This is a genomic window from Streptococcus pseudoporcinus LQ 940-04 (genome assembly GCF_000188035.1).
GTDB classification, from domain to species: Bacteria; Bacillota; Bacilli; order Lactobacillales; family Streptococcaceae; genus Streptococcus; species Streptococcus pseudoporcinus.
Genome location: NZ_AEUY02000005.1, coordinates 1,569,096 through 1,593,558 on the forward strand (window position 1 = coordinate 1,569,096; position 24,463 = coordinate 1,593,558).

General features: G+C 36.2%; 29 protein-coding genes. 2 read left to right on the plus strand and 27 right to left on the minus strand.

Annotated features, from left to right (window positions below):
- Window position 1 precedes the first annotated feature (1 nt).
- From pstB (STRPS_RS09055) to STRPS_RS09125, 15 genes are all read right to left on the minus strand, one after another.
- Window positions 2-760 (minus strand): phosphate ABC transporter ATP-binding protein PstB, encoded by a 759-nt coding sequence (gene pstB / locus STRPS_RS09055; RefSeq protein ID WP_007893365.1) that lies wholly within the window; start codon window positions 758-760, stop codon window positions 2-4.
- An 11-nt stretch (window positions 761-771) separates the two neighbouring features.
- Window positions 772-1,575, minus strand: a complete 804-nt coding sequence (gene pstB, locus STRPS_RS09060; protein ID WP_007893141.1) for a phosphate ABC transporter ATP-binding protein PstB — start codon at window positions 1,573-1,575, stop codon at window positions 772-774.
- Window positions 1,576-1,590: 15 nt separating this feature from the next.
- Window positions 1,591-2,478 carry a phosphate ABC transporter permease PstA gene (gene pstA, locus STRPS_RS09065; protein WP_003082851.1) on the minus strand — a complete coding sequence of 296 codons (888 nt, stop codon included), beginning with the start codon at window positions 2,476-2,478 and terminating at the stop codon, window positions 1,591-1,593.
- Complete coding sequence (pstC, locus tag STRPS_RS09070; protein WP_007893197.1) at window positions 2,468-3,403, minus strand: phosphate ABC transporter permease subunit PstC; 936 nt, start codon at window positions 3,401-3,403, stop codon at window positions 2,468-2,470. Before pstC ends, pstA begins: the two co-directional genes overlap by 11 nt.
- 10 nt (window positions 3,404-3,413) lie before the next feature.
- Window positions 3,414-4,280, minus strand: coding sequence for a phosphate ABC transporter substrate-binding protein PstS family protein (locus STRPS_RS09075; protein ID WP_007893388.1), 867 nt, complete (start codon window positions 4,278-4,280; stop codon window positions 3,414-3,416).
- Between the two features lie 176 nt (window positions 4,281-4,456).
- Entirely contained in the window at window positions 4,457-5,218 is a 762-nt protein-coding gene (locus STRPS_RS09080) for an inositol monophosphatase family protein (RefSeq protein WP_007893033.1), read from the minus strand.
- Window positions 5,208-5,486 (minus strand): UPF0223 family protein, encoded by a 279-nt coding sequence (locus tag STRPS_RS09085; protein ID WP_007893145.1) that lies wholly within the window; start codon window positions 5,484-5,486, stop codon window positions 5,208-5,210. Before STRPS_RS09085 ends, STRPS_RS09080 begins: the two co-directional genes overlap by 11 nt.
- A 1-nt stretch (window position 5,487) precedes the next feature.
- The gene (locus tag STRPS_RS09090; RefSeq protein ID WP_003083419.1) at window positions 5,488-5,892 is read right to left on the minus strand and encodes a Spx/MgsR family RNA polymerase-binding regulatory protein; all 405 of its coding nucleotides are present in this window, start codon (window positions 5,890-5,892) and stop codon (window positions 5,488-5,490) included.
- Window positions 5,893-5,996: 104 nt separating this feature from the next.
- Entirely contained in the window at window positions 5,997-6,911 is a 915-nt protein-coding gene (locus STRPS_RS09095; protein ID WP_007893147.1) for a bifunctional riboflavin kinase/FAD synthetase, read from the minus strand.
- A 30-nt stretch (window positions 6,912-6,941) separates the two neighbouring features.
- Window positions 6,942-7,820, minus strand: coding sequence for a tRNA pseudouridine(55) synthase TruB (gene truB, locus STRPS_RS09100; RefSeq protein ID WP_007893081.1), 879 nt, complete (start codon window positions 7,818-7,820; stop codon window positions 6,942-6,944).
- A gap of 133 nt (window positions 7,821-7,953) precedes the next feature.
- Window positions 7,954-9,291: a DUF2130 domain-containing protein gene (locus STRPS_RS09105; RefSeq protein WP_007893123.1), complete on the minus strand. Its 1,338-nt coding sequence runs from the start codon at window positions 9,289-9,291 to the stop codon at window positions 7,954-7,956.
- Window positions 9,292-9,378: 87 nt separating this feature from the next.
- Window positions 9,379-10,338, minus strand: coding sequence for an aromatic acid exporter family protein (locus STRPS_RS09110; RefSeq protein WP_007893296.1), 960 nt, complete (start codon window positions 10,336-10,338; stop codon window positions 9,379-9,381).
- A gap of 14 nt (window positions 10,339-10,352) precedes the next feature.
- Complete coding sequence (locus STRPS_RS09115) at window positions 10,353-10,949, minus strand: restriction endonuclease subunit S domain-containing protein (protein ID WP_007893168.1); 597 nt, start codon at window positions 10,947-10,949, stop codon at window positions 10,353-10,355.
- A gap of 108 nt (window positions 10,950-11,057) precedes the next feature.
- Window positions 11,058-13,694 (minus strand): ABC transporter permease, encoded by a 2,637-nt coding sequence (locus STRPS_RS09120; protein WP_007893320.1) that lies wholly within the window; start codon window positions 13,692-13,694, stop codon window positions 11,058-11,060.
- A gap of 16 nt (window positions 13,695-13,710) precedes the next feature.
- Complete coding sequence (locus tag STRPS_RS09125) at window positions 13,711-14,412, minus strand: ABC transporter ATP-binding protein (RefSeq protein ID WP_007893187.1); 702 nt, start codon at window positions 14,410-14,412, stop codon at window positions 13,711-13,713.
- A 121-nt stretch (window positions 14,413-14,533) separates the two neighbouring features.
- On the opposite strand from STRPS_RS09125, the gene STRPS_RS09130 reads away from it, so the two are divergent.
- A complete protein-coding gene (locus STRPS_RS09130) occupies window positions 14,534-15,073 on the plus strand; it encodes a TetR/AcrR family transcriptional regulator (protein ID WP_007893340.1) in 540 nt (179 codons plus the stop codon).
- Window positions 15,074-15,118: 45 nt separating this feature from the next.
- Here STRPS_RS09130 and tpx read toward each other — a convergent pair whose 3' ends face one another.
- The 11 genes from tpx to pcrA all read right to left on the minus strand — a co-directional run bounded on the left by tpx (window position 15,119) and on the right by pcrA (window position 22,158).
- On the minus strand, window positions 15,119-15,610 hold the full coding sequence (gene tpx, locus STRPS_RS09135; RefSeq protein ID WP_007893149.1) for a thiol peroxidase: 492 nt from the start codon (window positions 15,608-15,610) through the stop codon (window positions 15,119-15,121).
- A gap of 91 nt (window positions 15,611-15,701) precedes the next feature.
- Window positions 15,702-16,346 carry a TrkA C-terminal domain-containing protein gene (locus STRPS_RS09140; RefSeq protein ID WP_007893328.1) on the minus strand — a complete coding sequence of 215 codons (645 nt, stop codon included), beginning with the start codon at window positions 16,344-16,346 and terminating at the stop codon, window positions 15,702-15,704.
- Window positions 16,347-16,492: 146 nt separating this feature from the next.
- Window positions 16,493-16,981, minus strand: coding sequence for an Asp23/Gls24 family envelope stress response protein (locus tag STRPS_RS09145; protein ID WP_007893126.1), 489 nt, complete (start codon window positions 16,979-16,981; stop codon window positions 16,493-16,495).
- A gap of 10 nt (window positions 16,982-16,991) precedes the next feature.
- Window positions 16,992-17,195: a CsbD family protein gene (locus STRPS_RS09150; protein WP_007893410.1), complete on the minus strand. Its 204-nt coding sequence runs from the start codon at window positions 17,193-17,195 to the stop codon at window positions 16,992-16,994.
- Window positions 17,196-17,230: 35 nt separating this feature from the next.
- Window positions 17,231-17,752 carry an Asp23/Gls24 family envelope stress response protein gene (locus tag STRPS_RS09155; protein ID WP_007893143.1) on the minus strand — a complete coding sequence of 174 codons (522 nt, stop codon included), beginning with the start codon at window positions 17,750-17,752 and terminating at the stop codon, window positions 17,231-17,233.
- A gap of 70 nt (window positions 17,753-17,822) precedes the next feature.
- Window positions 17,823-18,011 (minus strand): DUF2273 domain-containing protein, encoded by a 189-nt coding sequence (locus tag STRPS_RS09160; RefSeq protein WP_007893304.1) that lies wholly within the window; start codon window positions 18,009-18,011, stop codon window positions 17,823-17,825.
- Between the two features lie 9 nt (window positions 18,012-18,020).
- Window positions 18,021-18,602: an alkaline shock response membrane anchor protein AmaP gene (gene amaP / locus STRPS_RS09165; RefSeq protein WP_007893336.1), complete on the minus strand. Its 582-nt coding sequence runs from the start codon at window positions 18,600-18,602 to the stop codon at window positions 18,021-18,023.
- Between the two features lie 59 nt (window positions 18,603-18,661).
- On the minus strand, window positions 18,662-18,907 hold the full coding sequence (locus tag STRPS_RS09170; RefSeq protein WP_007893258.1) for a GlsB/YeaQ/YmgE family stress response membrane protein: 246 nt from the start codon (window positions 18,905-18,907) through the stop codon (window positions 18,662-18,664).
- An 84-nt stretch (window positions 18,908-18,991) separates the two neighbouring features.
- Entirely contained in the window at window positions 18,992-19,237 is a 246-nt protein-coding gene (locus STRPS_RS09175) for a GlsB/YeaQ/YmgE family stress response membrane protein (protein WP_007893331.1), read from the minus strand.
- 63 nt (window positions 19,238-19,300) lie between these two features.
- Window positions 19,301-19,543 (minus strand): GlsB/YeaQ/YmgE family stress response membrane protein, encoded by a 243-nt coding sequence (locus tag STRPS_RS09180; protein WP_007893127.1) that lies wholly within the window; start codon window positions 19,541-19,543, stop codon window positions 19,301-19,303.
- 335 nt (window positions 19,544-19,878) lie between these two features.
- Entirely contained in the window at window positions 19,879-22,158 is a 2,280-nt protein-coding gene (gene pcrA, locus STRPS_RS09185) for a DNA helicase PcrA (protein ID WP_007893125.1), read from the minus strand.
- Window positions 22,159-22,313: 155 nt separating this feature from the next.
- Here pcrA and STRPS_RS09190 point away from each other — a divergent pair, with 155 nt between their 5' ends.
- Window positions 22,314-23,552 (plus strand): cation diffusion facilitator family transporter, encoded by a 1,239-nt coding sequence (locus tag STRPS_RS09190; protein WP_007893105.1) that lies wholly within the window; start codon window positions 22,314-22,316, stop codon window positions 23,550-23,552.
- A gap of 97 nt (window positions 23,553-23,649) precedes the next feature.
- On the opposite strand, the gene STRPS_RS09195 is transcribed toward STRPS_RS09190, so the two are convergent.
- Window positions 23,650-24,420 carry a CAMP factor family pore-forming toxin gene (locus tag STRPS_RS09195; protein WP_007893229.1) on the minus strand — a complete coding sequence of 257 codons (771 nt, stop codon included), beginning with the start codon at window positions 24,418-24,420 and terminating at the stop codon, window positions 23,650-23,652.
- Window positions 24,421-24,463: the final 43 nt, after the last annotated feature.

The following is a 24,463-nucleotide window of genomic DNA, read 5'->3' on the forward strand; positions in this document are numbered from 1 at the left end:
ATTAACCAAATTTACCAGAAATGTAATCTTCTGTCTCTTTACGTTCAGGATTCATAAACATTTTCTTAGTATTGCCAAATTCCAACAAATCACCTGCTAAGAAAAATCCAGTCCGATCAGATAAGCGGGAAGCTTGTTGCATTGAACGCGTAACAACAACCATTGTATAATCTTTTTTCAAAGCAAAAAGAGTCTCCTCAATTTTACCAGCTGAAATAGGATCTAAGGCTGAGGTTGGTTCATCTAGCAGGATAATTTGAGGACTCGTCGCTAACACACGAGCAACACAAACACGTTGTTGCTGACCTCCAGATAGTCCTAGAGCTGAATCATGCAAACGATCTTTCACTTCATCCCAAATAGATGCCCCTTTCAATGAAAACTCAACAGCTTGATCCAAGACTTGCTTGTCTTTAACACCTTTAATCCGTAAACCAAAGACAACGTTCTCATAAATAGACATGGGAAAGGGATTAGGCTGCTGAAAGACCATTCCAATCTCTTTACGCAAATCAACTGTATCTGTTCTTGGACTATAAATATTATGCCCATTATAGGTAATTGTACCAGTAACAGTAACTTCTGGATTTAAATCGCTCATCCGATTAATAGCGCGTAATAAGGTTGATTTACCAGATCCTGAAGGTCCAATAAAAGAGGTGATTTCATTTGGATAGATATCAAGTGAGACATTTTTCAAGGTTTTCTTTTTGTTATAGTAAACAGAAAGATCATTTATTTTCAAAATAGGGTTTGACATGCTATTCCTTTCTATCCAAAGTGACCTGAAACATAATCATTTGTTGATTGACATTTGGCATTCTGAAAAATATTTCGTGTCTTATCATATTCAATCAAGTCTCCCAAATAAAAGAAGGCTGTATAATCACTAGCACGAGCAGCTTGTTGCATGTTATGAGTTACTATAATAATGGTATAGTTTTTCTTCAAGTCAAACATTGTTTCTTCTAACTGCATAGTCGCAATTGGATCTAGGGCCGACGCCGGTTCATCCATTAAAAGAATATCCGGTTTAACCGAGATGGCGCGAGCAATACACAAACGTTGTTGTTGACCACTAGAAAGAGTGAAGGCAGATTTGTGCAAATCATCTTTCACTTGATCCCACAAAGCAGCCTGCTTCAAAGAGGTTTCCACAATCTCATCTAATACTTTTTTATCTTTCAGACCAGCACGTTCATGAGCGAAGGTAATATTACGATAAATAGATTTAGCAAAAGGATTAGGTCGTTGGAAAACCATACCAATGTGTTTTCGAACTTCAAAAACATTCATTTCAGGTCGATTAATATCAATACCTTGATAGATGATCTCACCTGTTACTTTTGCTATATCAATCGTATCATTCATACGATTTAAGCTTCTTAAATAAGTTGATTTACCACATCCAGAGGGTCCTATTAATGCTGTAATTTTATTCTTTTCAAACTGCATATCAATGCCTTTGATAGCTTCCTTACTGCCATAATAAACATGTAAATCCTTAGTTGATAAGGCAAGGTTAGCATCAGAAAAGGTTTTAATATAGCGTTCTTCCCAATTATATTCTGTCATGTTTTCTCCTCTAGCTTATTTTGCCGCAGTCATTTTTGAATGTAATTTCTTACCAATGAAGCGAGCAGATAAGTTGAAAATTAAAATGAAGATTAATAAGACTGCTGCACTACCAGCAGATACTAAAGTGCCATCAGGGATAGTACCTTCACTATTAACCTTCCAAATGTGAACCGCCAAGGTTTCTGATTGACGGAAAATTGAAATTGGACTAGTCACACTAAGTGGATTCCAATTTCCCCAATCTAATGCCGGAGCGGATTGCCCAGCTGTGTAAATCAAGGCAGCTGCTTCACCAAAGATACGACCTGAAGCTAAGACGATACCTGTTACAATACTTGGTAAGGCTTCGGGAATAACAACATAAAAAACAGTTTCCCAACGTGATAGGCCTAATGCTAGACCTGCTTCTCTTTGGGTATGGTGAACATGTAAGAGGCTGTCTTCAACATTTCGAGTCATCTGCGGAAGATTAAATACCGTTAAGGCTAGTGCTCCGGAAATGATTGAAAAACCATATTGAAATTGAACAACAAAAATTAAATAACCAAACAAACCAACTACAACTGAAGGTAAAGATGAAAGAATCTCTATACAGGTCCGAATAAAATTCGTAAGTGGACCCTTTTTAGCATATTCCGCGAGATAAATACCTGCTCCTGTAGATAATGGAATTGAGATAATCAAAGTGATGATCAAGAGGAAAAATGAATTATAGAGCTGAATACCAATACCACCGCCAGCTTCATATGACGATGAATTGCCCGTTAGAAAATGCCAACTAATGTGTGGCAGACCACGTAACAAAATGAAAAGAATTAATGAAGCTAGAATAGCTACAATGATTCCAGCAATGGTGTATAAGGTACCAGTTGCTAATTTATCGACTTTCTTAGCGTTCATAGTTTCTCTTTCTCTCTTTCGTAATTAATTTTACCAATGAGTTAAAAGCTAAGCTCATTAATAATAGAACCAATGCAAGGGACCAAAGAACATTATTTTGAACCGTTCCCATAACAGTATTACCAATCCCCATTGTTAATACTGATGTCAAAGTAGCTGCTGGCGTTGTTAAGGACGTCGGCATAACAGCAGAATTCCCAACAACCATTTGAATAGCCAGTGCTTCCCCAAATGCTCTAGCCATACCAAAGATGATAGCTGTGAAAATGCCTGGACGAGCAGCGTTCAGAACAACACGCCAAATCGTTTGCCACCTTGTAGCTCCCATAGCCATACTGGCTTCACGGTAGTGTCTAGGAACAGCTTTCAAGCTATCAACAGTCATAAACGTTACAGTTGGTAAAATCATGACAAACAAAACACAAACGCCAGATAAAATACCAAATCCAGTACCACCAAAAAGGGTTCTGATAAAAGGTACAATAACTTGTAAACCAATAAATCCATACACAACTGATGGAATACCGACTAATAATTCAACCGCTGGTTGTAATAATTTAGCTCCATATTTTGGTGAGATTTCAGTCATGAATACTGCTGCCCCGATGGCAAAGGGCGTAGCCACTAAAGCTGATAAAATGGTAACCAAAAATGAACCACTAATCATCGGTAAAGCACCTAAAATTGGAAGACCATTCTTACCTTTGACACTCGGTTCCCATCTATTTCCAAACAGAAAATCAAAAATGTTGACCTTATCAACAAAGAAGGTAGATAGACCTTTTTGTGCAACAAAAATTAATATCATTGCAACTATAAATACAATTAGTCCCAAACACAGAAAGGTAAGAATTCTACCAAATTTTTCTAAACGTGAATTTTTAGAAGGTGAGACTAGTTTTTTCGCTAAATCCTGATTATTCATAATTCCCTCATTACTTTTTAGTTACTTTTCCATCGTGTGACTTAACGACTTTCATTTCAGTCATTGGAATATAACCCATGTGTGTTACAATTTTTTGCTGAACACTTTCAGATAACATATAATCTAAAAATTCTTGTGTTAGACCATCAGGTTTTCCGTAAGTATACATATGTTCATAAGACCAAATTGGCCAATCATTTGTTTTTACATGTTTAGCCGTTGGTGAAAAACCATTTAACTTGAGAGCTTTCACTGAATCATCAACATAAGAGAAGGCCAGATAGGAAATAGCTCCTGGTGTTTGAGAAACAATTGATTTCACCATTCCGTTTGAATCTTGTTCTTGACTTTGCTTGGCATTAACATCACCCATAATAACGTTATCAAAGGTGGCACGAGAGCCCGAACTTGCTGCACGATTGATGACTGAGATATTCAAATCCTGCCCACCGACTTCTTTCCAGTTGGTGTATTCACCTGAGAAAATGCGACGAAGTTGCTCAGTTGTTAAATTTGAAACTTTTATTTTCGGATTAACAATTACTGCTAAACCAGCAACAGCCACTTGATGATCCATCAGTTTACTGGCATCAATACCATCTTTTTCTTCAGCAAAGAGGTCACTGTTCCCAATTTGAACTGACTTTGATTGTACTTGCGAAAGTCCTGTTCCAGAACCGCCACCTTGGACATTAATAGTCTTCCCTAAATGATGCTTTCCGAATTCATCTGCTGTCGCTTCCACCAAGGGCTGCAAGGCAGTAGAACCAACTGCTGTAATGGATTCTCCCTTTTGAATCCAACTAGAACATGCCGTTAGAAAAACTGTGGTTAATGCTAACACACTTACAAAAAAGAACTTCTTCTTCATACTCATTTTAAATTTCCTATTCATTAAAAAGTAGAGGAGCTTTTAATAATAAACTCAACCATAATAGTAACATATCTAAGTAGCCATTTAAAGAGCTTTAACTCCAAAAGGATGATATTTTTTCCAGATTTTTAGTCTGGTCTTTACATAAAAATTAAGATAAAAAAAAGCATATTGAAACCTTAAATATCTAAATAACTTTCAAAATACTTCCATTCAGACTCAGGGAAAAACATCAACTTTTGTCTCCTTTGAAAATCTGGGGCCCTTCCCTCAAACGTTTGAATTTTATATCCTAACTTTTGACCAATTACTAAGGCTGCTGCATAATCCCACGGTTGAATATATGAGATATAAGCTATTAGTTCCTGTGTCATGACTTTTAGCATTGAAATCCCTGCTCCACCGTATATTCTAACCCCTAGACTATGACTGATTAAGTGAGTAACGCCATAATCATTGTTCAGATACAAGCCCGCATTACAGCCAATTAAGGATCTATCCAAGGGTTTATGACGATATGGCTCTATTTTTTGCTCGTTAAGATAGACATCAAAAGAGCCCCCTCCCGAAAGGAGCAAATCATTCATAACATCATAGATGAGGCCAAAACGGCCAATCCCTTCTTCGTAATAGGCGATCATTATGGCAAAATGATTTTTTTGAACCACAAAATTGACCGTCCCATCAATAGGATCAATTACCCATACATTCCCATCTGAAATTGAATGATGAACCTCACCTTCTTCAGCTAGAATATAATCATTTGGATAATGCTTTAATATACTTGAGATAAGAAAATCCTGTGTTTCTTGGTCAACATTGGTAACTAAATCATCATGTTTACTTTTAACTTGAATAGCAAGACTTTCAGACATCTTATTCTTAATAAAGTCTGCAGCTTCTTTAATTAATTTTTTGGCAAATGAATATTTATCTTCCAAGTGAAAAATACCCCTTCTCAAGTTCTTTAGCCTTCTTGACTACCTGGTAAGTCGAATAACCACTGCTTTTTTCAAAATCCCTATCAATCTGCTTCTCTTGCGATTTGCTAGGAACAATTTTTTTAAAAGTAGCATAGCTTCTCAGAAGTTGGCTAGCTTCTACCTTTGCTTCATAGGCTTTTTCAACCTGATTTAAAAAAGAAAGCACTGATGTAATTTCGTCAGTGCTCCAATTTATGTCAAGTGGATAAGTATAATTATCTGACATGTTATCCCTCAGTTTCAGCTTTAATCGTTGCTTGACGCAATTCCTGTTTACGATAATCCCTTGGTAAAAAAGCGCGTATCTCATCTTCATTAAAACCAATTTGCATCCTTTTTGTATCCATGATGATCGGACGACGCAATAAACTTGGATTTTCGGCAATTAAAGTAATCAAGTCAGAAATAGACAATTCATCAACATCAACATTAAGTTTTTGGAAAACCTTTGACCTTGTAGAAATGATATCCTCTGTACCATTTTCAGTAAAAGCCAAAATAGCCATTAACTCATCACGACTTAGTGGACTAGTAATAATATTATGTTCTTGAAAATTCACTTCGTGTTTTATAAGCCATGCCCTTGCTTTACGGCAAGAAGTACAGCTAGGTGATAAAAATAAGGTAACCATATTTTCCCTCTATCAATATACTTACTTTATTATACAAAAATTTAATAAAATTGGCTATCCTTTTTTTAAGTATAATTCATCACTATTTAGCATATAAAGACATCTCACTTCCAGTTTAATGCTATTTCTTTATCCACCCTTAACTGCTCTACTAAGTCTTCAATACCTTCAAATTTTGTCATTTCTCGTATCTTTTGTAGCCAGATGATTTCAATTGATTCCCCATAGATTTCCCTATCAAAATCAAAAATATTAGCCTCTAGTCTTAATTCTGTACCGCCAAAAGTAACATTTTTACCAATACTTGTCATTGATCTGTAGCGCTGACCATTGACAATAACATCTGTGACATAAACCCCATCGGCAGGCAAATAGGTTCGATCAATGGGAGCTAGGTTAGCTGTCGGAAATCCCAATGTACGTCCACGCGCATCTCCATGAACAACCATTCCTCTTGTGGAAAATTCATAACCTAACAATTGATTAACCTTGGCAACATTACCTTCTTTAATCAGCTCTCTTATCCAAGTTGAAGAAATTTTTCGGTTTTCATAAGAGATTTCTTCAATAGTAAAAACTGTTCCTTTAAAATTTCGGCGCAAATAATCAGAGTTGGTTCTATTGTGGCCAAATTTATAATCAAAGCCTACAACAATATACTTTGCATTTAGCCGACCAATATAATTTTTGATAAAGTCATCAGAAGTAATGTTTGAAAAGGCAGTTGTAAAATCAACAAGATAGAGATTGTCCACACCATAGTCAGCAAATTTCTCAAACCTTTTTTCTGGATAAGCGATATGTAGTAACAATTCTGGCTCAAAACGTGCAAATGCTAGCTTTGGTGACTCAGTGAATGTGAGTGTAACAATCTTGAGCGATTCTTTTTGAGCAATGGCTTGGGCCTTATCAAAAAGTGCTTTATGACCAAGGTGTAAGCCGTCGAAATAACCTAAAACTAGAACAGTTTCTTCTGGCTCAAAAATATCCTCTGCAACTTTAATGTGTTTTATATTCATTTTTCTCACTACTTCTACTCTCTCTACAGTTTAGAGAAAGACTTTTCTCGGTTTATAACCCTCTTTACATTTTTCAACAATAGCGACTAATTGCTCTTGATGAAAAACAGCTAAACTATCTTCCGAACTTGGTAATTGGATGCGTCGACCAAAAGACAGTTCTTTTGCTTCTTGTTCACTAATCATTAGTTTGGCTAATTCTGCAACACCATATTCAATAGGTAATAAAAAGGAATGATCATCCTCCGTAAGCATTTTATCAATAGCTGCCAAAGTGAAGGCATCTTCAAGCTGCAAACCCGCAGAAGCCGTTCGTTCTAAATAAGACATGTGGCTGGCATACCCTAGTTTTTGACCCAAATCGACCGCTAAAGTTCTGACATAAGTGCCTTTACTACAAGCAACTTTAAAACTAAAGTGGCATAGATTATTCTCATAGATTAAAGGACTAGTCCTCTTGAATTCACTAATGGTAACCTGTCTTTGTGGTCGTTCAACTTCCTCACCTGCACGCGCATACTCATATAATTTACGTCCCTTAACTTTAACAGCTGAATACATGGGTGGAGTCTGGATAATTTCCCCTTGAAAAGACGCCATCACCTCATCAACAAGTTCCTCTTCCAGAGGTCTGGTCACCGGCGTCTGCTCAACTAGAGAACCTGAGGCATCTTCAGTATCTGTTGAAAAACCTAAGGTTACCCGTCCTTCATAAACTTTGCCAGCATCAGTCATAAACTCCAAAACCCTTGTCGCTTTGCCGACCGCAATTGGTAAAACACCTACAACATCGGGGTCCAAGGTTCCACCGTGGCCAATTTTCTTTTCTCTAAGAAGACGTCTTAATCTAAAAACAACATCATGCGACGTCATTCCTGCTTCTTTTTTGACATTAATAATTCCGTTCATTTCTCAATCTTTCTAATATGGGACCTACACTCACATCATTATAACTGTTTTAAAACTTAATTGCCAAGAGAAAAAACTCCAAATTCGGAGTTTCACTTTCTTTAAAGGGGCAACTCCCCAAAATCGTCACATGTTATCCTTCTAGTTCCTTAAATTTATCAGCCATTGTTGGATTATGGCGGGTAAGTTTCTTGACAGAAACATCATCAAGTTTATTATTAGCAAGGCGGAGCTGATTTTCACTAGTCGTCAAGAAGCGCTTAACCTCTTCCATTCTTTTAATTGATTTATCAATTTCCTCAATAGCCTTTTTGAAATTGGTGCTTGCTGAGTTGTAATTCTTAGCAAAAGCTGTTTTAAAACTATTCAAATCTTCTTCAAAATGTGTAATATCAATATTCTGCTCTTTGACCAAAGCAAGCTCTTGCTTATATCGCAGTGCATTCATCGAAGCATTTCGCAAGAGCCCAATTAATTGTACAAAAAATTGCGGACGTACCACATACATTTTCTCATACTCGTGACTCACATCAACAATTCCGGTATTGTAATAGTCATTGTCTGCTTCAAGCATTGTCACTAAAACAGCATACTCACAGTTTTTTTCACGACGATCACGGTCAAGCTCCTTAAAAAAGTCACTGTTTTTATGTTTTGTTTTAGTCGTGTCAGCTTCATTTTTCATTTCAAACATTATTGATAAGATTTCTACCCCATTAGCATCCAACTCCCGATAGATATAATCTCCTTTGGAGCCGCGACTAGAAAGCTCATTATCTTTCGCAAAATGCGCATTGGGAAAAGCATAACTGCGAACTTTATTGAATTCTGTTTCAGCATAAAGTTCTAAACTTTCACCAATTGCTTTTGTTGATTGCTGCGCCTTGAAGTTTTTATAAAACTCAACTTGCTCATTGGCTGCCTTTAATTGAGATTGGAAATCACTCTTTAAAGAAGAGAGAGACAGGGCACTTTCTTTTTCTTGCAGTAATAATGCATTCTTCAAGCAATCCCGCTCCTTTTCCACACTGTTAAGGGCAGATTGTAGCTTGGCCTGATTCTCCAGCTCCAGTTTTTCTAGCTTATTTTTGAGGTCAGTAAGTTCTTTATCCTTATCTGACAAAGTATTAGCAAGTTCCAGTGCCTTTTGTGAAGCAATCTTATCCAATTTTCCCTGAAGCGACACAATTTCTTGATCTTTTTTAGCCAATTCTTTTTCTTGTTTATATGTTTCTTCTTTTAAAGTTTGCTCCAATTGATTTTTTAGTTGATGAATAAGCAAGTCTTTTTGACTTAATTCTTCTTGTAAGGTGTTTTGGGCTTTTTGATCATGTAGTGCCAGCTCCTTATAGAGTCGCTCTGTAATTTCTTTTTCAAATTCTTGACCACGAACTTGTGCTAATAGTTGACTATACTCTGACTCATTAATAGTGAATACGGTCTGGCAATGAGGACATTTGATTTCTTTCATACTCGTTTCCCATCCTAAGCTTATAGTGTTCCTATTATACCAAAAAAGACCTGAACTAGGTCTTCCAAGATAAGATTAAAAATGAAATTAATGGTATTCTTTGTAGTCTTCATAAAATTCTGTTTTTTCAAGAATAAACTGCTCTAAATCTTGCAAGATTTGAAAAATTTGCGACCGATTTTCAAATTCAAGACGCGTTTTCGGTAGTTCTCCCTGTCTATAAGTTTCTAATAAAAGAGAAATATCTTCACGCAACGTTAATGCAGAGTTTGTTTTACTAAGTTGTTCAGCTGTTTCATGAATGAAATGGGCTAACAAGATACTTTGACGGTTGCGTTCCGTTATTTTTTGGCAACTCTTAACCATCTTATCTACTATTCTTAGCTGGTGACGCCTCATTTCAAAGTAATGAACGTGGTAATTAGTTTGCTGAAAAACTTGATTATGACTATCCCTATAAACCAAGGCTAATGCTTGCCCTAATAGGATTTCTAATCGTTCTAAAGAGTTATAGAGCTGATTATCAAAGGTCGTTAATAAGGATGACTCGAGTTGAAAAAGCAAGTCTTTGAGCTCTCTTTCAATAATCACATGGTAGTGTTGTATCTCTTTTTTGGGAGCCCTCATATAGGCATTTCCTAACAAAGCAGTGCTTGTTCCCACAATGAATAGCAAAAATTCATTACTCAAAACCTGAAAGTTAAGACTTTTAAAAGCTAAAAGATGAGTGACCAAAACGGTTATCGGAACTAAGCCCGATTCTAGTTTCAACAAATAAAGTATGGGAATACTAAAACTCAAATAAACTGTGAACGCTAGCATTGAAAAGCCACATACTGTGAAAGAAAAAAAAGCAATGCAAAACGCCAAAAAGAAAGCAAATAAACGTTCTCGTGCCACCTTTAAACTTGTTTTCCTTGTATCATGCAAACTCAATAAAGCAATAATGCCCGCAGAAATGGCATAAGTCAAGTGTAGACTTTCAGCAATGAAAATAGCTAAAATGGTAGTGATAACCATTTTAATAGTTCGTTCTAATAGGGGCATTGGCTCATCCTTTATTAATATATACTTTTTTCAATGTCATTTTGTAAATGATGCCATTCTTGCTCAGCACGTTTAATTTTACGCTGATATTCGCTTAATCCTCTTAAATACTGATTAATCAAATAATCTTGTTTAACCAAAGGCATTGCGGGAACAGGTATTTCTAACAGTTCCTTGGTAGATAAATTAATAACATCTTTACCATGATCCGCACGATCAAGAAGTCCCTGACCAATATCGGAATCTAAGAAGAATTTGATATAATATCCTCTCAGTTTATCCAGTGGCCGTAAGACTGTAATGTTTGATGAGGCTACAACCTCTCGCTTTTGTTTTTGAAAGACACAAACTTTTTTGACTGTTCCTTTAGAAGCAATGAGAACATCGCCGTCTTCTAAAAAATAACGTAACAGTTGTCTACGTTCTAAATGAAAAGTACGGAGGTTCTGATAATTGATACCTGCTAAAGTCATGTCAGAGAGGTTAATCAAGGCAAATTCTCCATCTCCAACTTTACTACTTACGGCCTTACCCTTAAAACACTCAACGACCTCACCCAAGATAATCTTTTTTATATCGTTATTGAGGTAACTTTCTAGACATTCATCCATTTTCTAGTATCTTTCTATTATATTATAGTATTTTAATACTACCATTATTTTTATAATTGTTCAAGTTAAAAAAGGCTAGATTCAGAAATTCAAATCTAACCTTCATCATTAATCTACCGATTTCAGTGCTTCTAGCATAGCTAACTTTTGTAACTGATAATGTACCATAAGCCCAAGTAGCATAACAATCAACGAAATCGCTATAAGAGGAATAAAATAAACATAGCTATCCACCTGATGGCCGAAGCTCATATTAGATGACCCCATAAGACTCATTAATAATTGGTGTAAATACTTACCAGCAAACAAACCAAGGATCATACCAATAACACTTAAGAATGCTGTCTCTCGGTAAATGTATAAGGTCACTTCATAATCATAAAAACCTAGAACTTTTACCGTTGATAGCTCTCTGAGCCGTTCAGCAATATTAATAGCAGTCAAATTATACAAAATAACCAAAGCCAACATGAGTGACAGCACAACCAACAATGTCATAACTTCTCTTAGGGAGGACACGACAGACTTCACAGTTTCTACAATAAGAGTGTTTTGTGACACAGCTTGAACAGTTGATCGATTTAGTAGTTTTTTCGCGTAAGATTTTACAGACCAAGCATCTCCTTTATCTAAGCTAAGAAGATACCCTGGACGAAACTCTGCCTGACTAAACCGTTTTTTCTGATAAGCTTGTGACATAAACAGGTAATGACCTACGTTCATATCAGCTATCGCGACTACCTTAACTTTATAAGTCTGATTTGTCTCTGTTTTCAAAGACAGATTATGACCAGGACTAACCCCATAAAAAGAAGCTAGTTTTTTTGATAAAATAACCCCTTCTTTAGGAAGACTCAGTGTTTTTTGAGTTTTACTATCGCGCAGATTAATAAGAGGAGACAAGTTTGAATCAGAGGTCGCTATTAAAGTAACTGCCCTTTTACTACTTTGACCTTTTATAACAAGATTAGTGCTAAAGACAGTAATCCTTTCTTTCTCCTTTATCTCCTTATCTGTCAATAAAGATTGACTGAGATCACGATCTGCTCCTTCTTGACTAGTTTTGCCAATCACCATAATATCATAGGGCGTTAGTGTCCTAAACTGGTGATCAACTACTTTTGATAAGGAAGACTGAATCCCTAGACCTGAAAATAAAAGAGCTACAGAACCAGCAACACCGAAAATTGTCATGGACATTCTAAGTTTATAGCGGAAAATATTTCTAACAGTGACTTTGTAAGTAAAAGACAGTCTTTGCCAAATCAAAGGTATTCTCTCCAGAAAGATTTGCCCTCCCTTACTTGGTGGCTTTGGTAACAATAGCTGAGCAGGTTTTTGAAAAAGTTCACGGCGAACAATAATATAAACTGGAAGTAAAGCAGATAAAGACGCTAATAAATAGGCTAAAAGTGTATAAGTCCAATAGAAATCCATCTGAACCCTTCCAATGACCAACGGTTTGGTAACAATCTCAGCAATCATAGACGAAAGGAAGTAAGTCCCTCCCAAGACGCCCAGACTAGTTCCCAAAAAGCTTGCTAAAAATCCATAAGTCAGAAACTTAGTGAAAATAGCATTTTTCTTATATCCCAGGGCTAAATAAAGTCCTGAGTTGGTTCTCTCTTCATCAACAAAACGTGTCATCGTTGTAAAGGTTACCAAAGCAGCTACTAAATAAAGAACAACAGGGAAAATATTACCTACCTGTGAAATACTGGTCATTGAAGTATCATAGATGTTATAGCCATCGCCACCGGGTATTGTTTCTCTGTTATAAATAGTATAACTGGGCTTGGCTAATTGCTTGATGCTTTTTTGACTTTCTTTAATCTGCTTACCTTCTTCTTCAAGCTTAGCTTTAGCTACAAGGAGCTCATTCATGGCGGCCTTAACTTGTCCTACTTGTGGTAGTGATTGCAAAGATTTTTCTTTAATGGCAATCTCTTTTTGGGCCTTAGCAATCTGTTCTTCAGAACTCCTTATTTTCTTTAAAGACTCTTCTTTCAGAGAAGAAAGTCTTTTCTCAGCATTATCAGCAAAGACACGCTCAAGCCTTTTCTCTTTTTCTTCTAACTTTAATTTGTAAGCCTTTGAGAAGGCATCTAAGCCTTTCAAACCTTTAAAAGTTATCCTAGCAATGTTATTATCCATTTCAAAGTTAGAAGAGCTTAGAAAGCCATATAAGGCTAAATTACCATCACCAGCCTGTGAACTTCCCAAATTTTGCTTGGACCATATCTCTGATGCATTAACAAAACCAACAATTTTTAAGCTCTTAGACCTTATAAGTTTCTTTTTAGAGGTTTTCACTTCTATCATCTGTCCTAAACGATAGTTTTTTGCTTGCCAACTTGAAATCGCAATTTCAGATTCTTTTTGAGGTAATCTTCCTTTGGTAATAGATAACTTGGAAATCTTTTTAGGTATTGAAAAGAGTCGAATAGATTTTTGTGTCTCTATTATTTCTGCATCTAAAAGCCGTCCCAATTCATAGTCCATATCCGGAATACTTCTTAAATCTTTAAGATCCTCAGCCGAAAAACCATAGGAGGCGACTAGACTTAGGTCCATCACCTTGTTTTTATCAATGAAATGATTAGCTGTCTTAGCTAGGTCTGGACTGGTCACTTTAAGGCCAATCAAAGCAAAAGAACCTAAAGCCATTAATAAAAACAGTGAGATAAAACGCGTTTTAGTTGACCAAATGGTACGCCAAAGCTCTTTCCATAAGGTTTTATTCATTCACAAGTCTCCTCTCCTAATAATCAATAGCATCAATTGGTAGAGGCTTCCTATTAAGTACTGTCTTAATAACCTGGGCATCATGCATATAAATGACGCGATTAGCTATGCCCGCTAAAGCGGAGTTATGAGTCACAATAACAACTGTTGCCCCTTTTGTCTGAGCCATATCTTGAAGCAATTGCAATATCTGTTTACCGGTTTTATAGTCTAAAGCCCCTGTTGGTTCATCACAAAGTAGCAACTTAGGTTTCTTTGCAATTGCCCGTGCAATAGAGACACGTTGCTGCTCACCGCCAGATAGCTGACTGGGAAAATGATCCATTCGTTTGTCTAGACCGACTTCAGAAAGAACCTGACTAGGATCAAGTGCCTCATCAACAATTTCAACGGCTAATTCAACATTTTCTTTTGCCGTCAAATTTGGAACTAAATTATAAAATTGAAAGACAAAACCAATATCGCAACGCCGGTAATGAGTTAATTCTTTAGCAGAGTACTGCGAAATATCTTGACCATCAATGATAACCTGACCAGAATCATTGGTATCCATTCCGCCCAAGATATTCAAAACGGTGGATTTTCCTGCCCCAGAAGCTCCAAGAATAACGACTAACTCTCCTTTTTCAATCTCAAAACTTACCTTATCATTCGCATTTATGGTATTGTCTCCAATCTGGTAAACCTTACTAGATTTAATCATTTCAATATAAGCCAAAAGACATACTCCTTTTATCTGAACAGACTGTTGATTTAATTTTAGCTCTATTATATAATGTTGCTAATTAGCGAACAAGAACAAAACTGAAGCAAGTGTTGATTTAAGAGGAGGTAATCTAATGAGGAAGAGACAAACGGATACCCTAAACTATCTAAGAGAGGCTCTAATTGCTTTATTAGCTGACAAAGACTTTGAAACGATTTCGGTAGCGGACTTAACCAAAAAAGCAGGACTTAACCGCGGAACCTTCTATCTCCATTTTCGAGATAAATATGATATGATTAACTACTTCAAAGAGGAACATTTTGATAAGCTTTTTCAGGTTTTAGATGCTCCTGAAATCGCGACTAATACTAGAGAGTTATTAGTTCAAACCTTAACCGTTTTAGCTGATCAATTTGATTTTATTGCAGCTATTGCACAGTCCCAAAGTTTACATGTCAAAGAGACTCTCAAAGATTTTATCTATAAAGTACTCTTAACCTTAGAAGATTACCAAAAGATTGTCAGGCAACAATATGGCGGTATTCCCTTTGAATATGCCTTAGAGGTCTACTTAGCCAGCATTGAAAGTATCATCTCCTATTGGATAAAAACAGGTGGTCAGCAATCGCCCGAAGAACTAACAGATATTATTCTGAAAACTGTTGGCATATAAGCTCACAAAAAGCCAAGAAAGACTCTTCTTGGCTTTTTGTGAGCTCTATTGAATTGCTTTTAGAGCAGTGATTGCTGAAATATAATCTGGCTCAGAGTTTACATTTTCTAAATATTGTGTATAAACGATTTTATTGTTACTATCCAGTACAAGAACCGCGCGGGCAAGCAAATGCCACTCTTCCATCAATAAGCCATAGGACTTACCAAATGAATAATCATAATAATCGGATAACATGATTGCCTTGTCAAGACCTTCTGCACCACACCAACGTGCTTGTGCAAAAGGCAAGTCAACAGAGATTGTTATCACATAGGTATCTTCCAATTTAGCTAATTCGTGATTAAAGGTACGCGTCTGGGTAGAACAGATACCTGTATCAATTGAGGGAACGACACTGATGACTTTTTTCCCCTTAAAGTCGGATAAGGACTTTTTCTCTAAATTCGTAGACATCAAGGTAAAGTCTGGTGCTATCTGCCCGACTTGAAACCGTTGACCAGCTAACGTTACAGGTTTACCGATAAAAGTTATCATTGGCTTATACCTCCTTCAAAATAGCTCGAGACCCTACATTACTATCATCAGACGAGGCCTTTAAAAAAGTACTCATGACAGATAAGCTCTTTTAGAGGCCCATTGATAAATTAAAATAATTTTTCATCCTAGAATAGGCTGCTTCATCCCCAACAAAATAGATATGGTCCCCTTTTTCAATAACAGCATAAGGCCCAGGGGAAATAAGGAACTTCCCATCATGTTCTATAGCAACAACTGTTGCCCCTGTTTGATGCCATAAATTTAAAACACCAATTGATTTACCAAAATGAACCGTATCTTTGTTGACAATAATTTCATAAGGGGCCAAAGGGAATTGTTTACTAATATTTTGACTCTGCATTAAGAAATCGTTGACTAGTAGGGATAAATCATTTAATTCATCATTTTGCTTTTTGATATTTTCCCGAATTTTTTCTTTAATCACGGCTATAGAATGTGTTGACTCATATTGATTAATAAATTCTATAGCTTTTTCTTTAGATAAAACAATAGCACCGCTACCATGCTTGAGGGTTAATATTTTTAAATCAGCTAAAATATTAAGGCCTTTTCTTGCAGTTTCAGGTGATACGTTAAAAGTTGATGCTATTGTTGTCCGTGATTTTAACTTATCTCCAACTTCATATTCACCACTTGCTATTCTCTGAGCAACAGAGATAGCAATTTTTTGGTACTTTGAAGTTGTTACTTCATTTTTACTAGCTGTAGTCATTTTTCACTTCCTTACTATCTTACTCAAACAGTCTAATTAAATCACATTTCAGAAAAGATTTCAATAGCGTTTACAATATCTAACATAAAACAGAGAGCGGTTTTAAACCAGCTCTCTTGTCTTACCATTAAGAGTCATCTAAAAAACTAGTTAACTGTTTTCTCAGTATTAGTATTATTAGAAACGGCTTCTTTAACTTGCTCTGTCTTTGAATTTACATATTCAGAGGTAGAGCTTGCAGCACTTTCCACACGATCTTGGATGGTTACTTCTGCTGCTTTTTGCTCTTCTTTAGTTCTAATATCAACAACATTGACATTGACCTCCACAACCTTAAGGTGAGTCATAAGGTCAACATTTTGCGCCACAATTGCTTTTATCTGATCAACAATTTTTGGAATATCTTTACCATATTCAACAATCACGTTAAGATCAACTGCAACTTCCTCAGTACCGACCTCTACATTTACCCCATCAGTCACTGAATCAGTGTTTACAACATTGTTTTTAAGATTTGAGAAAAATCCACCACTAACGGCTAGAAGCCCATCTACCTTTTCAAGGGCATGCCCAACAATTTTTTCAATCACTTTATCATCGTAAGTTAATGTACTTTTTATATCGTTAGTACTCATAAGCTCTCCTCTACTCTTTAGTCTTATTTTTTAGGCCTTTCGCTAGACCATCAAGTGCATCTTTGGTATCAGCAGCAACTTCATCAACCTTACCAGTGGTTTTATTGACTTTACCTTCGGTTTCCAATGATTTGTCTCCAGAAAGTTTACCTAAAGATTCTTTAACAGATCCAGTAACTTGTTCCATTTTTGCTTTTAATTTTTCGTCTGACATATCTACACCTCTTCTACATATTTAATACTTTTAAACTATTTAACACGTGGTTCAGTTTGCATGTTTTCGTTTACTGTGGATTTAACATTTCCCACTTGTTTACTAGTAAATTCGCTTGTTGCATGTGCTGCATCAGCCACTTTATCTTGAAGGCTAACAGTATCAGCTTCATGTTGAGCTTTAGTTTTGATGTCAACAACGTTAACGTTGACTTCAATAACATCTAAATCAGTCATCTTTTTCACTTCAGTCTCAATGGTTTTCTTAATGTCATCAAAAATAGTTGGTACGTGTTTTTGGTATTCAGCAATAATATCCAAATCAACAGCTACTTGTTTTTTACCCACTTCAACTGAAACACCTTCACGAACTGTATCGGTGTTAACTAATTTATTTTTGATATTAGCAAGATAGCCACCACTAACCGCTAATAGACCATCAATATGAGCTACTGCTAAGCCAACAATTTTTTCAATGACTTTATTTTCGTAAGTTAGTTCACCACGAATAGTCGGTGTGTCTGCTACTTGAGTATTTTTGATAAATGTGTCAGTCATAATTATTCTCCTTTTTTAGATAAGTTATTTAGAAATAATCGTTTTAAGAGGAAATAATAAGCTATTTCTCTCAACGACGGCCGATAAATTGGTCAAAAATGCCTGTTCTCTTTGCGAATAAACCACCATAGACACCCAATACAATAAAAATGAGAGCTAGAAGGGTTTTAAATAGTCCGAAAGTCATTAGTAAAATAGCAAGTATCAAACCAATAATGCCACCAATAATGGGATATTTATATTTTTCAAAAAACTCCATCTTTATCTCCTATTCTACACGGTTACCTTTACCGTGTTTTTTTTCAGTTTGAGCAATGTCTTTTACATAAACTTTGAAGTTGACTGGCTTATCAATTCCGAAAAATTCTTTAAAACCAGTATCAATACCTTCTTTTATGCCACGGATTTGGTCACTCACAGCTACCCGTGAGTCTAAACGTCCCGTCACATCAATTTTAAACTTCCGCTTGTAAAGAGTTGCTGTGACATTTGGTTTAGTCATTAAACCAGCATTTTGAATGGCAGTGCGGACATAGGATTCAATTGCTGATTTTTTAAGAAGCAAGGAGCCTTGGTTTTTACTAAGTCGTACCTCAGTATAAGTACGAGGGTAAAAAATAACTACTAAAATAGCTATAATTGTTAAAGCTGCTAAAGCAACAGCTACCCAGTAAAAATAGTAATACAATCCTGGATTAAGGAAGCCAGGAACCCTGTCTAAATCCCAGCCAAACCAGTCATAACTTGAAGGCATTTCCAGATAGCCTTGAGTCACTCCCATTACCATAATAAAGATGGATAGGAGGATAAGGCCAAATAAACTATAAAATATTTTTAGTATCTTTGCCATACCTACCTCTTTCTTACTTTTCAATAGCTTTGTTAATACTTCTTGAAATTGTTAATGTATTAATTAAGTTTACTTAGTACAAAAGAAGTTACAATAACTACAATAACCGCACCAATAATTGACGGAATCAGTGCCATACCTGCTAGTGATGGACCCCATGTTCCTAGTAAAGCCTGACCGACCCATGCACCAACAAGACCTGCCACAATATTAGCGATCCAGCCCATTGAGCCACCACGTTTTGTAAGTGCTCCAGCGATTAGACCAATAAGGCCTCCAACGATTAATGTCCAAATAAGTCCCATAATTTTTCTCCTTCTTTACGAAAATGATAATAGACAATTTTTACTTTATCCAACTAACTATTCACTAACCCTAAGGTTTTGTAATTAGCCAATCTTACGTAACATAAATGATGTTACAGCAACAACAATCACAGCACCTATAATTGATGGGATCAATGCCATACCTGCCAGTGATGGTCCCCATGTTCCAAATAATGCCTGACCTAGCCAAGATCCGATTAGACCTGCTACGATATTAGCAATCCAGCCCATTGAGCTACCTTCTTTTGTGAGTGCTCCGGCAATTAGACCAATGAGGCCTCCAACGATTAATGTCCAAATAAGTCCCATGTTATTTCCCCTTAATATTTGATAACTATTTTACTTCACTTCATCAATCCTCACCTTGAGAGATTAATGAACTTTTCTTAGGATAAAGGAAGCAATCAAGACAACAATCACAGCACCTATAATGGATGGAAATAATGCCATACCTGCTAGTGATGGTCCCCATGTTCCAAATAATGCTTGACCTAACCAAGACCCTATAAGACCTGCTACGATATTAGCAATCCAGCCCATTGAGCCTCCCTTTGTAAGTGCTCCAGCGATTAAACCAATCAAGGCTCCAACTAATAATGTCCAAATAATACCCATAGTATTTCTCCTTCTATTAGTGCATTGCACCATGTATTTGTTGCAAGAATGCTTCATCACTCTATTACTAATTTTGGTTGAATAATAAGTGACTACATAAATTTAAAATCAAGTGTCAATAATTAAAAATAGAAATATATAATAGTGTAATTATTCATTTAAATCATATATTTAAAGGTTTTTTAGTAGTGACCACCCGTTTTTTTATTTATATTGTTATTATACCTCTTATGTTTTTAATTGCAAGGAAAAAGCACTGGATTTTTAAATTTTTTTATTTTTGAAATAGTAAAAGGCTAGGAATCCCAATCTGATGAGATTTCTAGCCTTTTATCTTAATTTACTTTTTCAATAGGAGCTACGCTTGCTAGTAACTTTTTCAAACCAACTTCTGGAAATTTAATTTTCAATTCCATCGTTTTACCCCTTCCAGATACCTCCAGAACTGTACCCTTCCCCCACTTTTTGTGCTGAGCAATATCCCCAATTTCCCACTGCACTTCGCTACTTGGCTTATTTTTACCAAAAGGTAAAACAGTCGACTTAATAGCTTGAGGTTGAGCCTGCGACTTACGCCCTTGAATAGCTTGAGATAAACTCATCCCTTGGGCAAAGTGTGTCTGGTTTTGGTGGGTCATTTTCACTCCAAAAGAAGTGCTAGTCGGGCGCGCTAAGCCCTTGTAAGTAAGCAATTCATCAGAAATTTCGCGTAAAAAACGAGTTGGCTGATTGTAGTTGGTTTTACCAAACAAAGTTCGTGTATTAGCATTTGTCAAAAAGAGAACCTCTTCCGCCCTAGTAATACCTACATAAGCTAATCGTCTTTCTTCTTCTAATTCACTCTGCTCTTCACTAGATCGTGATAAGGGAAACACGCCTTCTTCCATCCCGATTAAAAATACTATTGGAAATTCTAAGCCTTTAGCGGCATGCAGCGTCATCAAAGTCACTTCAGCTACGTCTGCCTTGGAATCATCAGTGTCAGCTATTAAGGCAAGGTCATTTAGAAACCTACCTAGTTTATCAAGTCCGTTTTCTTCATTACTAGTTGCACTTGCCTCATCAAAGTTTTTAGTAACAGATAAGAATTCTTCAATATTCTCAATCCGTGCTTGACTTTCTAATGTATTTTGAATGGTTAGAGCCTGTAAATAACCTGATCTATCAAGTAATTCTTGTGCCAAGTCAGTAATTGTCAACTGGTCTAAACGATTGCGCAAATCACTTAGAAGACTGGCTAAATCCATAATAGCTTGAGCAGCTTTACCTTTCAAAGGAGAGAGGAATAAATGGCTAGACGCTTCTAATAATGACATCCCTTGGTCATAAGCAAACACCCTTAATTTCTCAAGTGTACCAGGGCCTACACCACGTTTAGGTTCGTTGACAATCCTCTCAAAAGAAAGGTTATCAGATGGGTTGGCCACGATATTTAAATAGGAAATCACATCACGAATTTCTTTACGACTATAGAATTTTGTACCTCCAACCATTGTGTAAGGGATATTTGATTTGAGGAAGGCTTCTTCTATTGTACGAGATTGGGCATTTGTCCGATATAAAACTGCAAAATCTTTAAAACTTTTTCCCCTTTCCATACACATACTTGAGACCATTGACGCAATAAAGACTGCTTCTTCTCTTTCATCATTTGCTCGGTAGTATACAATTGGTTCACCACTGCTATTTTGGGTCCATAGTTTTTTATCACGTCTATTTTGATTATGCTTAATAACATCATTAGCAGCTTGCAAAATTGTCTTTGTCGAACGATAGTTTTCTTCTAATAAGACGACTTTTGCCTGGGGGTAATCTTTTTCAAAATCTAGTATATTCTGCATATCAGCGCCCCGCCACCCATAAATAGACTGATCAGCATCACCAACTACACAGATATTTTGGAATCGTGAAGCTAGCAATTTCACCAACTGATATTGGGCATGATTGGTATCCTGATACTCATCTACGTGGATATACTGATAACGTTGCTGGTAATAGGCTAAAACATCTGGATTTTGATCAAAAAGCCTTAGAGTCATCATGATTAGATCATCGAAATCCATGGATTCACTCCGTCGTAACTCTTCCTGATAAGCTTTATAAGAACGTGCAACAATTTGAGTATAAATATCAGAAGCTTGTGCTTCATAGGCCTTCTCATCTAATAAGTCATTTTTAGCATTAGAGATAGTAGCCAGGATTGAACGCTCACTCCATTTTTTAGAATCAATATTTAAAGACTTTAAAATACGTTTCATTAGAGTGCGCTGCTCACCGGGGTCAACAATGGTAAAATTGCGATTATAACCTATATGATCAGCTTCTCGCCTCAAAATCCTGACACACATTGAGTGAAATGTAGCAATTAAGGTATCTTGTGTTGCTGGGTTTAAAGCCAGTGCTCTTTCTCGCATCTCATGTGCCGCTTTATTCGTAAACGTAATGGCCAAAATATTCCAAGGGTTGATACATTTTTCATCAATCAAATAAGCTATTCGATGGGTTAAGACCCGTGTTTTTCCAGAACCTGCACCAGCCATAATTAAAAGCGGTCCTTCTGTTGTTTGAACTGCTTCTGTTTGTTTATCATTCATTCCATCCAATAAGGGATTCATTTTTACTCCTCATCACTCTATACATCTATTAACTTTAAAATTATACCACTTTCCCAGCAAATTTAAAAATAAACACAAAAGACTTGAAGACATGTCTCACGCCACTATAGGTTGGAATGTGATATAATAAAACCATTGATATTTAAGGAGAAGTAATGACCCAAGATCCTATTATTAACCTAAAACTTGCTAAACGAGGTCCTATTGTTAGTATTGTGGCCTACTTTATCATTAGTATTGCAAAGTTGCTAAGTGGTTACTTCCTTAACTCTAACTCTTTAATTGCCGATGGCTTTAATAATCTATCAGATATTGTTGGAAACGTAGCGCTCCTGATTGGTCTCCAGCTTGCGAGTCAGCCTGCTGACGCTAACCATAAATTTGGTCACTGGAAATTTGAAGACTTATCCAGTTTAATAACCTCTTTTATTATGTTTATTGTAGGCTTTCAAGTGCTTATTCAAACAATCCAAAATATGATTTTAGGTAAGCAAGCTCCTGTAGATCCCTTAGGTGCAATCGTTGGAGTTATTTCTGCAATAGTCATGCTACTGGTCTATTTCTACAACAAGAGCCTCTCAAAAAAAGTAAAATCCAGTGCTCTAGTTGCTGCTTCTAAAGATAATTTGTCAGATGCAGTAACATCAATTGGAACTTCTATTGCAATTATTGCTGCTTCCCTAAATTTGCCAATTGTTGATAGGATTGCTGCCATCATCATTACTTTTTTTATTTTAAAAACGGCCTATGATATTTTTATGCAAAGTGCCTTTAGCTTATCAGATGGCTTTGATAACAAGCATTTAAAGCAGTATGAGGAAGCAATCTTAGAAATTCCAAAAATAAAAGCTGTCAAGTCCCAAAGAGGCCGCACCTACGGTAGTAATGTCTACCTAGATATCGTTTTAGAGATGAATCCCGATTTATCAGTATATGAAAGTCACGCTATTACTGAGCAAGTAGAAGCTCTCTTAAGTGAAAAGTTCTCCGTTTATGATATTGATATTCATGTCGAACCAGCAAAAATTCCTGACGATGAATTGATTGAAAATGTTACCCTAAAAATTTACCGCAACGAAAAAATAATTCTTTCAAAAATACCTGGCTATGAAGAACATATTGCTGATCACTTTACCTTAATTGATCATACAGGAAAACTCCTTCATCGACAAAGTCTACTTGATAACCCGATTTTTTATCCTAGCAATTTTAAAAACTTCCATTTGCAATCAATTAGCCAAAAGACGAAGCTCATTACCTACGAACTTGAGGGCAATCTTCATACAAGCATTTGGCGTCGCAATGAGCTTTGGTACTTGATTTTTCATCAAATCACACCTAAAGAAAGACACCGACTAACAGCAAAGCAGTATAAGATTTCTAAAAGAAACTAAAAGACTGAGTAAATTGCCCCCTAACTATTAGCTAGGGTTCAACTTACTCAGCTTTTTAATATTATGAAGAAACGATATCGTATAGAATGTAATGTTTTTATTTTAAAGCAGTATCTAAAGCTTTTTGTAAAGTTACAATTTCCTGATCAACTTGTGCTACTGTTACGCTTGGATTAAGCTCTACTCCGACCGCATGAGTAATAGCTTTATTCAAGGTTTTATAAACTTCAAAACTCTTGACATTCAAAACTTTTTGATCCCGAACAATCCGTGTGTGCCAAATAGCCTTGTTTAGTTTTGCTTTAGTATAAATAGTAGCTCTGTCAGTTGGTTTTAAATCAGGGTATTTGAGAACAGCTACTTCTAATTGTTTAAGTGCTTCTACTTGCGCTTTTATAGAATCTACAGACGCAAATGGATCAGCAATTCGAATAAGCAATTTGGTAATGGCAAACCCCATATCAATATGTGCTTGTTCTACTTTATTTGCCAAATGATTTGTTGAAAAGACAATAGCTTGAACAACATCAGAAAGTGCTTCAACTCTGACACCGATTGAGTTTAAATCGTAGATAGTTACTGGGTTAGCTCCTAGAGATGTTTCAAGTTTGTTCACAGTCGTAATGGCTGTATTAACTGTTTGTTCACTAGGTGTTCCCTTAACTTCTTCTTTCAAAGCACGTAATTGGTCACCCTCCTGAGTTAGCCTATTAGCTAGTTGTGCTTTTTCTTGAGTGTTGATACTAGTTACTGCAGTTGTATTTTGGGCCCCATTAACTTGATCTGCACTTACAGTAGTAAGAACTGGTGAAAATAAAGCTATACTTGCAACTGAACCTGATAGATAAAGTATTTTTTTAATATCCATGGTGATTCCTCTTCTAAATTGATGATATATTGCAATATATGTT